General features: G+C 65.6%; 16 protein-coding genes and 1 tRNA gene. 3 read left to right on the forward strand and 14 right to left on the reverse strand.

The features are described 5' to 3' along the window. Positions 1-25: 25 nt before the first annotated feature. The 12 genes from ABIE57_RS11930 to ABIE57_RS11985 form a co-directional block, all read right to left on the reverse strand. Positions 26-472 carry a hypothetical protein gene (locus ABIE57_RS11930; protein WP_354539249.1) on the reverse strand — a complete coding sequence of 149 codons (447 nt, stop codon included), beginning with the start codon at positions 470-472 and terminating at the stop codon, positions 26-28. Then, positions 472-1,215 (reverse strand): hypothetical protein, encoded by a 744-nt coding sequence (locus tag ABIE57_RS11935; RefSeq protein WP_354539250.1) that lies wholly within the window; start codon positions 1,213-1,215, stop codon positions 472-474. The genes ABIE57_RS11930 and ABIE57_RS11935 overlap by 1 nt, the downstream gene beginning before the upstream one ends. An 80-nt stretch (positions 1,216-1,295) precedes the next feature. Continuing rightward, the gene (secE, locus tag ABIE57_RS11940) at positions 1,296-1,493 is read right to left on the reverse strand and encodes a preprotein translocase subunit SecE (protein ID WP_354539251.1); all 198 of its coding nucleotides are present in this window, start codon (positions 1,491-1,493) and stop codon (positions 1,296-1,298) included. 57 nt (positions 1,494-1,550) lie between these two features. Then, positions 1,551-2,114, reverse strand: a complete 564-nt coding sequence (locus tag ABIE57_RS11945) for a hypothetical protein (RefSeq protein WP_354539252.1) — start codon at positions 2,112-2,114, stop codon at positions 1,551-1,553. A 238-nt stretch (positions 2,115-2,352) separates the two neighbouring features. After that, positions 2,353-2,428 (reverse strand) — tRNA-Trp (locus ABIE57_RS11950). 84 nt (positions 2,429-2,512) lie between these two features. After that, positions 2,513-3,226 (reverse strand): ZIP family metal transporter, encoded by a 714-nt coding sequence (locus ABIE57_RS11955; RefSeq protein WP_354539253.1) that lies wholly within the window; start codon positions 3,224-3,226, stop codon positions 2,513-2,515. Between the two features lie 15 nt (positions 3,227-3,241). Beyond that, positions 3,242-4,021: a succinate dehydrogenase iron-sulfur subunit gene (locus tag ABIE57_RS11960; protein WP_354539254.1), complete on the reverse strand. Its 780-nt coding sequence runs from the start codon at positions 4,019-4,021 to the stop codon at positions 3,242-3,244. A 16-nt stretch (positions 4,022-4,037) separates the two neighbouring features. Further along, on the reverse strand, positions 4,038-4,358 hold the full coding sequence (locus ABIE57_RS11965) for a succinate dehydrogenase (protein ID WP_354539255.1): 321 nt from the start codon (positions 4,356-4,358) through the stop codon (positions 4,038-4,040). Beyond that, a complete protein-coding gene (gene sdhA, locus ABIE57_RS11970; protein ID WP_354539256.1) occupies positions 4,358-6,160 on the reverse strand; it encodes a succinate dehydrogenase flavoprotein subunit in 1,803 nt (600 codons plus the stop codon). The genes ABIE57_RS11965 and sdhA overlap by 1 nt, the downstream gene beginning before the upstream one ends. Before the next feature lie 12 nt (positions 6,161-6,172). Continuing rightward, positions 6,173-6,544, reverse strand: a complete 372-nt coding sequence (gene sdhD, locus ABIE57_RS11975; protein WP_354539257.1) for a succinate dehydrogenase, hydrophobic membrane anchor protein — start codon at positions 6,542-6,544, stop codon at positions 6,173-6,175. 10 nt (positions 6,545-6,554) lie between these two features. Then, positions 6,555-6,938: a succinate dehydrogenase, cytochrome b556 subunit gene (gene sdhC, locus ABIE57_RS11980; protein ID WP_354539258.1), complete on the reverse strand. Its 384-nt coding sequence runs from the start codon at positions 6,936-6,938 to the stop codon at positions 6,555-6,557. Between the two features lie 282 nt (positions 6,939-7,220). Further along, positions 7,221-7,466 carry an accessory factor UbiK family protein gene (locus ABIE57_RS11985; protein ID WP_354539259.1) on the reverse strand — a complete coding sequence of 82 codons (246 nt, stop codon included), beginning with the start codon at positions 7,464-7,466 and terminating at the stop codon, positions 7,221-7,223. A 97-nt stretch (positions 7,467-7,563) separates the two neighbouring features. Here ABIE57_RS11985 and lgt point away from each other — a divergent pair, with 97 nt between their 5' ends. The 3 genes from lgt to pgeF are packed head-to-tail and all read left to right on the forward strand — an operon-like array spanning position 7,564 to position 10,273. Continuing rightward, the gene (gene lgt / locus ABIE57_RS11990; protein ID WP_354539260.1) at positions 7,564-8,460 is read left to right on the forward strand and encodes a prolipoprotein diacylglyceryl transferase; all 897 of its coding nucleotides are present in this window, start codon (positions 7,564-7,566) and stop codon (positions 8,458-8,460) included. Then, complete coding sequence (locus ABIE57_RS11995) at positions 8,457-9,521, forward strand: class I SAM-dependent methyltransferase (RefSeq protein WP_354539261.1); 1,065 nt, start codon at positions 8,457-8,459, stop codon at positions 9,519-9,521. The genes lgt and ABIE57_RS11995 overlap by 4 nt, the downstream gene beginning before the upstream one ends. Next, on the forward strand, positions 9,518-10,273 hold the full coding sequence (gene pgeF / locus ABIE57_RS12000) for a peptidoglycan editing factor PgeF (protein WP_354539262.1): 756 nt from the start codon (positions 9,518-9,520) through the stop codon (positions 10,271-10,273). Before ABIE57_RS11995 ends, pgeF begins: the two co-directional genes overlap by 4 nt. Positions 10,274-10,283: 10 nt before the next feature. On the opposite strand, the gene ABIE57_RS12005 is transcribed toward pgeF, so the two are convergent. Continuing rightward, positions 10,284-11,090 carry a glycosyltransferase family 2 protein gene (locus tag ABIE57_RS12005; RefSeq protein WP_354539263.1) on the reverse strand — a complete coding sequence of 269 codons (807 nt, stop codon included), beginning with the start codon at positions 11,088-11,090 and terminating at the stop codon, positions 10,284-10,286. Then, complete coding sequence (lpdA, locus tag ABIE57_RS12010) at positions 11,087-12,481, reverse strand: dihydrolipoyl dehydrogenase (RefSeq protein WP_354539264.1); 1,395 nt, start codon at positions 12,479-12,481, stop codon at positions 11,087-11,089. The genes ABIE57_RS12005 and lpdA overlap by 4 nt, the downstream gene beginning before the upstream one ends. Positions 12,482-12,525: the final 44 nt, after the last annotated feature.

Raw genomic sequence — 12,525 nt, forward strand, 5'->3', positions numbered from 1 at the left:
GAACTAGCCCCGTTTCGCCGTGAATTCAAGGGCTTTCTGCACCCTGCCCCGCACCCGAGAGCCAGAGCCGCGAGAGCCAGCGCCCGTGGCGATGCACCCCCAGACGCGGCCGCACCGGTGCAGGGCGCGCGCCCAGCTCCAGCCGCCATCGCCGCGTGGCGGGAAACGTGAAGCCAAAGACACGTTCGGCGATCCGCTCGGGCACGATCCCGGCACTTGCCCAGCCGAAAAACGCAAGGCTCACCTGATCCGTCAGTCCCGCCCGCGACAGGAGACAGATTTCAAGCGATTCCTCGAACGGGCTGTCGTGATCGGCGAACAGAAGCCACTCCGTCCCGACCTCGAACACCGCCAGAACATGCCGTCCCGGCACCCACAGATCGGGGCCGGATGGAGCACAGCGCACCCGCATGGCGGGCTCTTCGGACTGCTCGCGGTGTTCCAGAACCTGCCAGGTCGGCCCGGTGACCATCAGAAGAACAGACTCACGCCGAAGGCTGCGAGCGCGCCGCCGACAAAAGCCCCGATGCCGACACAGACCGGCGCGCCGGGGCCGCAGACGAGCCCCGCCGCCGCGCCGCCCGCGATGCCACCCGCGATGCCGCCGCCTATCACCGCGCCCTCTTCGACCGCCTGCGCGCCGGGATCGTCGGCGACAGCTATATTGTAGACGGATACTCCGATGCTCAGCACGATCAGTCCCCGGCCAAATCGCGACGCGCGTTGCATCATCGCGTTGACCTGCGGGTTCGACCGCCCGGAGGCGCGCACGACCTCGGCATAAACACGCTGCTGTTCCGCCGCCGACAAGCGGTCAAACCGCGCTCCGGACCCGAAGAGCCGTTCGGTATAGCGGGCCAGAAGAGTTTGCCGGTTCAGACCCGACGCCTTCATCTGCTCTGCGAGCGCGCGCCCGACCGGCGAGGTCCGCCCGCGCAGCGCCTCGAGCGTCGTGTTGCGCAAAATCATCGCCTCATCCGCGGCCTGCGACCAACTCAACTGACCGCTGCGCGCCGCCCGTTCCAATGCGCTTGCCGCCTCGGAAATCTGCCGCTGATAGAGCAGCCGCACCTGCGCGTCATTGGTGGCCATCGCCGCCGCAGCGGTGACATCGGCGCGCAGGACGTCGATGGCCCGGTCGAACACGCTGCGGTCATCCTGCCCCGAGCCCGTCCCGCCAGTGCCCGATCCGAATGTCCAGAATGTATCTGCCACGTGCCTCGCGCCCTCACATGCCGTCGCCCGCAGGTTGCGCCCGGAGAGCGTGCAAGGTCAACCGGCAAAAGACGGTCGGCTCAGCCGAAGATGCCCAGCACCGCCTGAAGCCCGCCCCGGATCGCCAGATCGACCAGTGCGAAGAAAATCGCCGTCAGCGTGGCGAGGATGAACACCATCACCGTCGTCAACACCACCTCTCGGCGGGTTGGCCAGACGACCTTGGCCACTTCCGATCGGACCTGCTGAATGAACTGAAGCGGGTTCGTGCCTGCCATCTGTGCCGTCTTTCCTGACTGTGTCCTGCCGCGACATACGCGGCACGGACCGCGAATTCAAGAGCCGAGACGGTTCCGCCCCGCGTCGCCGATGCGATCAAAGGGGTCCGGCATGTGGTCGAACGCGTCGTCGTCGGCCTCCGGCGAAACTTTCGCGCGAATCTCCCTGAGGCGCGCGGACAGGTCGTGACGGATCGCTTGCAGACGCGGCTGCCCGAAAAGCGCGACGCCGAACAGGCAGAGCACGAACACGGCCAGCATGGCGATGAGCACCGCCCGCGGCCAGATCACAACGGCAAGAAACAGAAGCGCCCAACCTGCATGCACCGGTCGTGGCCGCCACCCGCGCACCCGCGCGATCAAGAGCCCCGGATTGGGCAGGCCGGGTTTGCGGCGGGGTGGTGCGACGGCCTCGAGCACCAGTTGATCCTCTAGCACGGGCAGGCCGTCACGGCGGCGCATCGTGCGCTCCTCGCGCATGATCTTGCCGATGGTCGTGACCGCGTTGCGAACGGCAATTTCCGTCGTCGCGGCATCCGCAGGCGGCTTCGCGGCAAATTCCTCGGCATCGAGAAAGAAATGTTTGGATGGGGTCTCACCCCGGGCACGATCAGGTCCCATAACAGCAGCACTCTCTTTTCCACGCCCCCACGCGGCCCGGCGCAACCCTCAGGCATTGCCGATACATGTTTTTACTGGGGCGCAAATGTGGCGCAAAAGTGGCGAACCCGCGTCAAAACCGGGGCATTTCCGATTTTCAACACATTTGAGCGGTATTTTGGGCAAAGTTTAGGTGTATAGAGCCGCCGCGCACACGCATCGCGCGAAGCGCGCTTACCTCTGGTCCGGTCTTGAAAATTGGCAGGGGCAGCAGGGCTTGAACCCGCGACCTACGGTTTTGGAGACCGTCGCTCTACCAACTGAGCTATACCCCTGCGATTGGGCTGGTGATATTTGCTTTCACCGCGCCCGTCAAGCGGGGGGCACGGGGTTATGCGCGCACCTCGCCGCCCATACCTTCAGCCGATCAGAAGATCGCCCGCCAGCCCCAGCGTGAAGCCGAAAACCGCGCCGAGCGGGGGCAGCCAGCTGTGCCCGTCATGTGCGGCCGGTGCGATGTCCTGAAAGATCAGATAAAGGATTCCACCCGCGGCGAACATCATGATGACCCCGAGCACCTGCGGCATCTCGGACAGGAAACCGAAGCCGAGCGCGGCGCAGACCGGCCCGAGCAGCGCAAGCCCGGCGAAAAGCAGCACGATCCTGCGCCCCCGCACCGCGCCGCCGCTCACGATGTCGCGGAAGGCAGCAAAGCCTTCAGGCAGGTTTTGAAGGAAAATCAGCCCTGCCAGCAAGAGCGCACTCTCGATCTCGGCCACGAGCATCGCGCCGATGGCCATCGCCTCGGGCAGGAAATCGAGCAGCATCGCCATGAGCTGCGAGCCACGCCCGCCGCGCATTTCGAGAAAGCGGTCGATGACGAAAAACGCGATGCCCCCGGCGGCGAAGGCTCCGAGCGCAAGCGGAGCCGTCAGGTCCTCGCGTGCATGGGGCACCAGAACCAGCGCAATGGCCGCCAGAAGCGCCCCGCCACCAAAGGCCACTATGCCATGGGTGGCAGCGGCGGGGAGTTTTCGACAGGTGGCCGAAAGCGCAAGCGCGGCGCCAATCGGCATCGCCGTCCCGGCACCAAGGGCAAGGAGCAGCGCAAACCATAATCCGTCGCTTTCCATGCTCCCTGCTTTCGCTCAAACGTGCCGCTCGACCATCATCTTCTTGATCTCTGCAATCGCCTTGGCGGGGTTGAGGCCCTTGGGGCAGGTTTTCGTGCAGTTCATGATGGTGTGGCAGCGGTAGAGCTTGAACGGGTCTTCCAACTCGTCGAGCCGCTCGCCGGTGGCCTCGTCGCGGCTGTCGATGATCCAGCGATAGGCGTGCAGGAGGGCGGCGGGGCCGAGGTATTTGTCGCCGTTCCACCAATAGGAGGGGCAGGAGGTGGAGCAGGACGCGCACATCACGCATTCATAAAGCCCGTCAAGCTTTTCGCGGTCCTCGATCGACTGCCGCCACTCTTTCGCCGGGCGGTTGGTCTTGGTCTCGAGCCACGGCATGATGCTGGCGTGCTGCGCGTAGAAATGCGTGAGGTCGGGGATCAGGTCCTTGACCACCGGCATATGCGGCAGCGGGTAGATCTTCACGTCGCCCTTGATCTCGTCCATGCCGTAGATGCAGGCGAGCGTGTTGATGCCGTCGATATTCATCGCGCAGGAGCCGCAAATCCCCTCGCGGCAGGAGCGGCGGAAGGTCAGTGTCGGGTCGATTTTCGTCTTGATATAAATGAGCGCGTCCAGAACCATCGGCCCGCAATCATCCAGATCGACGAAATAGGTATCGACGCGCGGGTTTTGCCCGTCGTCGGGGTTCCAGCGATAGATCTGGAACTTGCGCGCGTTCTTGGCCCCCTCGGGCTTGGGCCATGTCTTGCCGGTGACCATGCGCGAGTTCTTGGGCAGGGTAAGTTGAACCATCTCTCGTTCCTCCGTGTCAGCCGCCCCAAAGGGTCAGGCTGTTTCTGGCGATACATTGCACCGCTTCGGGGCGTTGCGCGATCGTGATCACCTGTTGCGCGGTCTCGGGCGTCACGCCCGAGACGCTAGCGCCCGCGATCTGGATGATTTCGCGCGCCGAGGCCGCATCGATGATGCAATCGGTGACGGGGGCGGGGTTCACCCCCGGAAATCTCTGGGTGACAACGCTGTTGACCACCGCCTTGGCCCGCTCGCGCGCGATGCCGTCGGCCACCTGATTGGTGGCCTCGCAGGCACCGAGCGCCAGAAGCGCAAGACTTGCCAACGCGATCCGCATCAGAAGGTGCGTGCTTTCGGCGCAATCTTCTTCAAGCTGATGCCGCCCTCGGCCTCGGTGGTGAGCGGCGTCTCGATCACCGGGCGATAGCTGAGAGCCACATCCGTCTCACCGATCCGGGCAATCGTGTGCACGCGCCATTTCTTGTCGTCGCGCGTCGGGTGATCCTCGGAGGCGTGCGCACCGCGGCTTTCCTTGCGGGCCTCGGCCCCGAAAATGGTGGCCAGCGCGCAGGGCATCAGGTTGGTCAGCTCCAGCGTTTCCATCAGGTCGCTGTTCCAGATCAGCGAGCGGTCGGTAACCGAAAGATCGCCCATCTTGCCCGCAACCGCCGTCATCTTTGCGACCCCTTCGGCCAGGGTCTTGTCGGTGCGGAACACGGCGGCATCGGCCTGCATGGTCTTTTGCATCTCGAGGCGCAGATCGGCGGTCGGGATCGCGCCCTTGGCGTGGCGCAGCCCGTCGAACCGGTCGAGCGCCTTGTCGACCTCTGCCGCGTTGGTGGCGGGCACGGCGCTTTCGGCGTCCACCACCTTGCCCGCACGTATTGCCGCCGCGCGCCCGAACACGACAAGGTCGATCAGCGAGTTGGAGCCAAGCCGGTTGGCCCCGTGAACGCTGGCGCAGGCCGCCTCGCCCACGGCCATCAGGCCCGGAACCACGGCGACCGGATCCTCCTTGGTCGGGTTCAGAACCTCACCCCAATAGTTCGTCGGGATACCGCCCATGTTATAATGCACGGTGGGCAGAACCGGGATCGGCTCCTTGGTCACGTCCACGCCGGCGAAGATGCGCGCGCTCTCGGAAATGCCGGGCAGGCGCAGGTGCAGCGCCTCGGGCGGCAGGTGCGACAGGTTGAGGTGGATGTGATCGCCCCCCGCCCCCACGCCGCGCCCCTCGCGGATTTCCATGGTCATGCAGCGGCTGACATAGTCGCGCGGGGCAAGGTCCTTGTAGTTGGGCGCATAGCGCTCCATGAAGCGCTCGCCCTCGGAATTGGTCAGATAGCCGCCTTCGCCGCGCGCGCCCTCGGTAATCAGGCACCCGGCACCGAAAATCCCGGTGGGGTGGAACTGCACGAATTCCATGTCTTGCAGCGGCAGCCCCGCCCGCGCCACCATGCCGTTGCCGTCGCCGGTGCAGGTATGGGCAGAGGTCGCGCTGAAATACGCCCGACCATAGCCGCCGGTGGCGAGCACGACCATCTTGGCGTTGAAGACGTGGATCGTGCCATCGTCGAGCTTCCAGCAGACAACGCCGGTGCAGGCACCATCGGTCATCACCAGATCAATGGCGAAATACTCGATGTAGAACTCGGCCTTCTGCTTGAGGCTCTGGCCATAGAGCGTGTGCAGGATCGCGTGGCCGGTGCGGTCGGCTGCCGCACAGGTGCGCTGCACGGGCGGGCCGTCGCCATATTCGGTCGTGTGCCCGCCGAACGGGCGCTGATAGATCTTGCCCTCCTCGGTGCGCGAGAACGGCACGCCGTAATGCTCCAGCTCATAGACCGCCTTGGGGGCCTCGCGCGCGAGATATTCCATCGCGTCGGTATCGCCCAGCCAGTCCGAGCCCTTCACGGTGTCGAACATGTGCCATTGCCAGCTGTCGGGGCCCATGTTGCCAAGGCTTGCCGCGATGCCGCCCTGTGCGGCCACCGTGTGCGAGCGGGTCGGGAACACCTTGGTCACGCAAGCCGTGCGCAGCCCCTGTTCGGCCATCCCCAGCGTCGCGCGCAGCCCCGCGCCGCCCGCGCCCACAACCACGACGTCATAATCATGCGTCTCGTATTCATAAGCAGCCATGTTTTCAGGTCCTCACAGCGCGATCTTGGCAAGGGCAAAAAGCCCGGTGGCGATCATCCCGTAACTTAGAACGGTCACCGCGATAATCAGGCCCCGGCGTGTGCTGCCATGGGTATAATCCTCGATCATGGTCTGCGCCCCGGCGGCGAAGTGGCGCAGCCCGAAGAAGAGCACCAGCGCCGTCAGGATTGCCATGGCGGGATGCGCGAGGTTGTCCAGAACCTCGGCCCGGTCGCCGCCAAGCGTGCGCCCGAAGGCCACCAGAAACACCGGGATGATGAGCGCAAGACCCACGCCCGACAGTTTCATATACCAGAAATGCTCGGTTCCCGTGCCCGAGGCACCCTTGCCCTCGGCGCGTTTGCGTGCGGTCAGATAACGCATGACAACCTCCTCAGACCAAAAGCAGCGTGATGACGGTCAGAACGACCGAGCCGATGATGCAACCCCAGCCCAGTTTCTCCGCCGTCGGAATGTCCATGCCCTTGCCCGCGTCGAAATAAAGATGCCGCAGTCCCGCCAGATAGTGATACCACACCGCCCAGAGCGAGAGCGTCAGCACCAGATCGCCGAACCAGGAGGTCAGCACCGCATCGGCCAGCGCGAAATAGGCGTCCGAGGTCGAGGCCGCGAGCAGCCACCACACGATCAGGAGCGCCGCTATGATCAGCGCGTTGCCGGTGATCCGCGTCAGGATCGAGGTGATCGAGGTGAGTTGCGGGCGATAGACCTGCAAATGCGGGGAAAGCGGGCGTTCAACCGGCTTGGTCTCGGCCATGGAAACCTCCTTGGGGTGGTCGGCGGCGGCATGGCGGCCGCACAAGCTGCGTCCGTTTTGGAGGTTTTTGCCGCGGCTGTCACCTGCAAGCTCATAAAAATCCGGGTTAACCTGACAATTCGCCGCAAAAAACGGGGCTTTGTGATCACATAAATAATCGTGTGATCACATCTGGCCGGAAACCCGCGTCCGATCCATGCCGCAGAGCGGCATTGAGTCTCTTGCTGCTACAGATTCACACTTGCCGCGTATCTGCGCGAAAATTGTGATCACAAGCCGCGATCAGCCTGCGCTCTTTTCCAGCGCCTCGATCCGGGCCTTGAGCGCCTCGTTCTCCTCGCGGGCCTTCTGCGCCATGGCGCGCACGGCGTCGAATTCCTCGCGGGTGACGAAATCGCGATCCGCCAGCCAGCGGTCGATCAGCGATTTCATCGCTGTCTCGGCCTCGGTGCGCGCGCCCTGCGCCACGCCCATGGCGTTGGTCATGAGTTGGCTCAGATCGTCGAGCACCTTGTTGCGCGTCTGCATGGCACTTACCTCCGGCGTTACATTCGCCCTTTATATGGTCGGGCGCGAGACGATCACAAGGTTGACTTTCCCCACAGGCCAAAGGCATTGAGACCCCATGCAAGCAGCCCTCCCCTTCCCCGACATATCGCCAGAGATTTTCACGATCCCGATCTTCGGCATGGAATTCGCCCTGCGCTGGTATGCGCTGGCCTATATCGTCGGCATCGTGATCGGCTGGCGGATCGTCGTGGCCACGGTCAAGCGGCCGGCGCTCTGGCCCGGTGGTGCCGCCCCGATGAAGCCTGCGGATGTCGAGGATCTGCTCACCTGGGTGATCCTTGGCGTGATCCTGGGCGGACGGCTGGGATATGTGCTGTTCTACCAGCCCGGCTACTACCTGTCGAACCCCGCGCAGATCCTTCAGGTCTGGGAGGGCGGCATGGCCTTTCACGGCGGTCTGATGGGGGTAGTGCTGGCGGTGATCCTGTTTTCGCGCGCGCGCGGCATCAACTGGGTCTCGGTCGCGGATGCGCTCTGCATGGTGACGCCGGTGGGCCTTTTGCTTGGGCGGATCGCCAATTTCATCAATGCCGAATTGTGGGGGCGGCCGACCGACCTGCCCTGGGGCGTGATCTTTCCAGGGTCTGCTGCACAGGATTGCGCGGGCGCGCTGGCGGGCATGTGCGCGCGCCATCCCTCGCAGCTTTACGAGGCGGCGCTCGAGGGGCTCATCCTCGGCGCGGTGCTCTTGTGGCTGGGCTGGCGGCGCGGCGCGCTGCGCCTTCCCGGCACACTGACGGGGCTTTTCTTTGCAGGCTACGGGATGGCGCGGTTCGCGGTGGAATTCGTCCGCCAGCCCGATGCGCAGTTCATCACCCCCGGCAATCCGCTGGGGCTTGCCTTTCACGTCGGTGGCTACGGGTTGACCATGGGGCAGGCGCTGTCGCTGCCGATGATTGCCTTCGGGCTTGGCATGGTCCTTTGGGCGCGACGGCGGGCATTGCCTGCATGACCGCGCTGGCCGGGGCCCTCGCCGCGCGCATCCGTGCAAGCGGCCCGATGAGCCTTGCCGAGTATATGGCCACCTGCCTGGTGGACCCATCCCACGGCTATTACGCCACGCGCGACCCGTTCGGCGCGGGCGGCGATTTCACCACCGCGCCGGAAATCAGCCAGATGTTCGGCGAGTTGCTGGGGCTGTGCCTTGCGCAGTGCTGGCTTGATCAGGGGGCACCTGCGCCGTTCACGCTGGCAGAGACCGGCCCCGGTCGCGGCACGCTCATGGCGGACCTTTTGCGCGCGACCCGCGCTGTTCCCGGCTTTCACGCCGCGATGCGGCTGCATCTGGTCGAGACCTCGCCCACCCTGCGCAAGGTGCAGGCCGCGACCCTCGGGCGCGGCGATGTGACATGGTGCGGCCGGGTGGAGGATCTGCCCGAGGCCCCGCTTTACCTTGTCGCCAACGAGTTCTTTGACGCGCTGCCCGTGCGCCAGTTCCAGCGCGGCGAAAGCGGCTGGCACGAGCGGGTTGTGGGCCTGACCCGGGACCGCCTTACCCTCGGCCTCGGGCCCGAATGCACCCTGCCCGCGCTCGATCACCGGCAGGCGGATACGCGGCCGGGCGACATCGTGGAGACCTGCGCGCCGGGGGCGGCCATCGCCGCACATGTCGGTGCCCGCATCGCCGGGCATGGCGGTGCTGCGCTGCTGATCGACTATGGCGACTGGCGTTCTTTGGGGGACACGTTTCAGGCCGTGGCGGGTCATGCGCCCACCGACCCCTTTGCCGCACCGGGCGCTGCGGACCTGACCGCGCATGTTGATTTCGAGGCGCTCGCCCGTGCCGCCGCCCCCGCTGCCCATACCCGCCTCACGCCGCAGGGCGTGTTTCTGGAGCGTCTCGGGCTGGCCCGACGGGCCGAGGCACTGGCGCGCGGCCTTTCGGGGGCGGCGCTGGACAGCCACCTTGCTGCATATCGGCGCTTGACCGACGCGCAGGAAATGGGGACGCTCTTCAAGGTGCTGGGGCTCTACCCTCCCGGCGCGCCACCGCCACCCGGACTGGACCCATGACGCTCGAGATCATCACCGCCGACGCGCTTGCCCCCCTGCGCCACGGGTTCTTTACCCGGCGCGGCGGCGCGTCCTCGGGGATATTCTCGGGCCTCAACTGCGGCGCGGGGTCGTCGGATCAGGCCGAGATCGTGACCATCAACCGCGCCCGCGTGGCCGATGCGATGCAGGTGGCACCCGGTCACCTTGTGACCGTGCATCAGGTCCATTCGGCGGATGTCGTGCCGGTCACCGGCCCTCTGATCGAAAAGCTGCGCGCCGATGCCATGGTGACGGCGACGCCGGGCGTGGCACTGGCCGTTCTGACCGCCGATTGCCAGCCGGTGCTCTTCGCCGACACCGATGCCGGCGTGATCGGAGCGGCCCATGCCGGATGGCGCGGCGCGCAGGCCGGGGTGCTCGAGGCCACGATCGAGGCGATGGAAGGACTCGGCGCACGGCGCGCCAGCATCACCGCCGTGATCGGGCCGACGATCAGCCAGAGCGCCTACGAGGTCGGCCCCGAACTGCTCGAGGAGTTCCTTGCCCACACGCCCGAAAGCGCCCGCTTTTTTGCCAATGGCCACGGCGACCGTTATCAGTTCGACCTGCCCGGCTATGGCCTTTACAGGCTGCGCCGCGCAGGCGTGGGCCATGCGGAATGGACGCGCCATTGCACCTATGCGGACCCCGAACGCTTCTATTCCTACCGCCGCAGCACCCATGCGAATGAGGCGGATTACGGGCGGCTAATCTCGGCAATCCGGCTCTGATGCATCCGACCTAACGCTCTGCGCGCGCCTTCAGAAACGCATAAAACGGACGCTGGCCCCCGGCCCGCATATAGGCGCGATTGAGGCGCGCCTTGGCCTCGAAGGCCGAGCGGGCCATGGACCAGTGCTCGGGGCGCAGGCCAGTGCGTCCGGTCTCGATATCGCGCAGGATGCGGGCATAGGCCCCCTGCACGCGCAGCGCAAAGCCGCGATCCGCCGTGGCGCTGCGGGCGTTGAGATGCAGGTTGTAATGGATCGGGGCCAGCGGCGCATGGCCCCCAGCCGCCGAGAGCGCCTCGGCAGCATGCAGCACGTCCTGTGAAGGCAGGCTGCGAAACGGCCCTGCCAGCGCGCGCGCCATCACCGGGTGAAAGCTGGCCCCCATGCCAAGATCGGCGATGCCGAGGCGCGCGCTCCGGTGGTCCGGCAGATCCATAAGCGGGCGACCCGCATCAAGCACCCGCGTGCGCCCGAAGGCCACGCCTTGCGCCTCGGCGAGCGGCAAGAGAGCCGCGAGATAGCCCGTTTCCCATGTGTCATCGGCGTCGAGAAAGGCCACCATCCGCCCCGAGGCCTGCGCCAGCGCGCGGTTGCGCGCGGCCCCTGCCCCGCTGGCCACATGATGCGCCGGACAGCGGACCACACGCAGGCCGTGATGCGGAAGCCCTGCGTAATCGTCACCATCGTCGGGGGCGATGACCACCTCGACCTCTCCGGGCGGCAGGCCCGCCGCCGCCACCGAGGCGAGCGCGGCAGGCAGGCTGTCATGCGCGCGAAAGGCCGGGATGATGACCGAGACGCGCGGGGCATCCGTCACGCGTGAATGGCCCCGTCGCCGCAGGCAAGCGCCGCCTCGCGCACCGCCTCCGAATAGGTCGGGTGCGCGTGGCAGGTCAGCGCCAGATCCTCGGCGCTTGCCCCGAACTCCATCGCGACGCAGATCTCGTGGATGAGATCGCCCGCCGCGGGGCCGATGATATGGGCACCGAGGATGCGGTCGGTTTCCTTGTCGGCGAGGATTTTCACGAACCCGTCGCCCGCGAAATTGGCCTTGGCGCGGCCATTGCCCATGAAGGAGAACTTGCCGACCTTGTAGGCCCGGCCCTGCTCTTTCAGGGTTTCCTCGGTCTCGCCCACATTGGCGACCTCGGGGTGGGTATAGATCACGCCGGGAATGACGCCGTAGTTGACGTGCCCGTGCTTGCCCGCCAGCACCTCGGCCACGGCCATGCCTTCATCCTCGGCCTTGTGCGCCAGCATGGGCCCTTCGATCACGTCGCCGATGGCGTAGAGGCCCTTGATATTGGTCTGCCAGTCCTTGCCGACAGCGATCTGGCCCCGCTTGGTCATCTCGACGCCAAGCGCATCGAGGCCGACCCCCTCGGTATAGGGTTTGCGGCCCGTGGCAACGAGAACCACATCGGCGTCAAGCTGATGCTCGCTGTCATCCTTGCGCAGCTTGTAAGCGACCTTGGCCTTGGTCTTGAGCGTCTCGACGGTGTGGACACCTGCCCCCATGACGAAGTCAAGCCCTTGTTTTTTCAATATTCTCTGGAAGGTCTTTTGCACCTCGGCGTCCATGCCGGGGGTGACCTGATCCATATATTCCACCACCGTGACCGAGGTGCCGAGGCGGGCATAGACCGAGCCAAGCTCCAGCCCGATGACACCGCCGCCGATCACCACCATGGTCTTGGGGATCCTGGGCAGTTCCAGCGCACCGGTGGAGGTGACGACGATTTTCTCGTCGATGGTGACATCCGCGCCGGGGATGCTGGCGGATTCAGAGCCGGACGCGATGACGATATGTTTGGCCTCATGGGTGTCATCGCCGACCTTGACGCGGCCCGCCTCGGGGATGCTGCCCCAGCCCTTGAGCCAGTCTATCTTGTTCTTCTTGAACAGGAATTCGATGCCCTTGGTGTTCTGGCCGATGACATCATCCTTGTAGGCCAGCATCTCTTTCCAGTCGACCGAGGGGGATTTGCCCTTGAGGCCCATTTTCGCGAAATTGTGTTCCGCTTCATGGAGCATGTGGGAGGCGTGCAGGAGGGCCTTCGACGGGATGCAGCCGACGTTGAGGCAGGTGCCGCCCAGTGTCTCGCGGCCCTCGACCACGGCGGTCTTGAGGCCCAGTTGCGCGCAACGGATGGCGCAGACATAGCCGCCGGGGCCGGCGCCGATGATGATCACGTCGTAAGAGGCCATGGGTCAGTTCCTTTCGTTTGGGTCAGGGCGGGGGCGCTGCCCCC

This window comes from Roseovarius sp. MBR-6 (assembly GCF_040547525.1).
Taxonomy (GTDB): domain Bacteria; phylum Pseudomonadota; class Alphaproteobacteria; order Rhodobacterales; family Rhodobacteraceae; genus Roseovarius.

Excerpts from the sequence above, each read along its gene's own strand:
- lpdA (WP_354539264.1), bottom strand. The coding sequence starts at position 12,481 with ATGGCCTCTTACGACGTGATCATCATCGGCGCCGGCCCCGGCGGCTAT.
- pgeF (WP_354539262.1), top strand. The coding sequence starts at position 9,518 with ATGACGCTCGAGATCATCACCGCCGACGCGCTTGCCCCCCTGCGCCAC.
- secE (WP_354539251.1), bottom strand. The coding sequence starts at position 1,493 with ATGGCAGGCACGAACCCGCTTCAGTTCATTCAGCAGGTCCGATCGGAA.
- sdhC (WP_354539258.1), bottom strand. The coding sequence starts at position 6,938 with ATGGCCGAGACCAAGCCGGTTGAACGCCCGCTTTCCCCGCATTTGCAG.
- ABIE57_RS11995 (WP_354539261.1), top strand. The coding sequence starts at position 8,457 with ATGACCGCGCTGGCCGGGGCCCTCGCCGCGCGCATCCGTGCAAGCGGC.
- ABIE57_RS11985 (WP_354539259.1), bottom strand. The coding sequence starts at position 7,466 with ATGCAGACGCGCAACAAGGTGCTCGACGATCTGAGCCAACTCATGACC.
- ABIE57_RS11965 (WP_354539255.1), bottom strand. The coding sequence starts at position 4,358 with ATGCGGATCGCGTTGGCAAGTCTTGCGCTTCTGGCGCTCGGTGCCTGC.
- lgt (WP_354539260.1), top strand. The coding sequence starts at position 7,564 with ATGCAAGCAGCCCTCCCCTTCCCCGACATATCGCCAGAGATTTTCACG.
- ABIE57_RS11930 (WP_354539249.1), bottom strand. The coding sequence starts at position 472 with ATGGTCACCGGGCCGACCTGGCAGGTTCTGGAACACCGCGAGCAGTCC.
- ABIE57_RS11960 (WP_354539254.1), bottom strand. The coding sequence starts at position 4,021 with ATGGTTCAACTTACCCTGCCCAAGAACTCGCGCATGGTCACCGGCAAG.
- ABIE57_RS11955 (WP_354539253.1), bottom strand. The coding sequence starts at position 3,226 with ATGGAAAGCGACGGATTATGGTTTGCGCTGCTCCTTGCCCTTGGTGCC.
- sdhD (WP_354539257.1), bottom strand. The coding sequence starts at position 6,544 with ATGCGTTATCTGACCGCACGCAAACGCGCCGAGGGCAAGGGTGCCTCG.
- sdhA (WP_354539256.1), bottom strand. The coding sequence starts at position 6,160 with ATGGCTGCTTATGAATACGAGACGCATGATTATGACGTCGTGGTTGTG.
- ABIE57_RS11945 (WP_354539252.1), bottom strand. The coding sequence starts at position 2,114 with ATGGGACCTGATCGTGCCCGGGGTGAGACCCCATCCAAACATTTCTTT.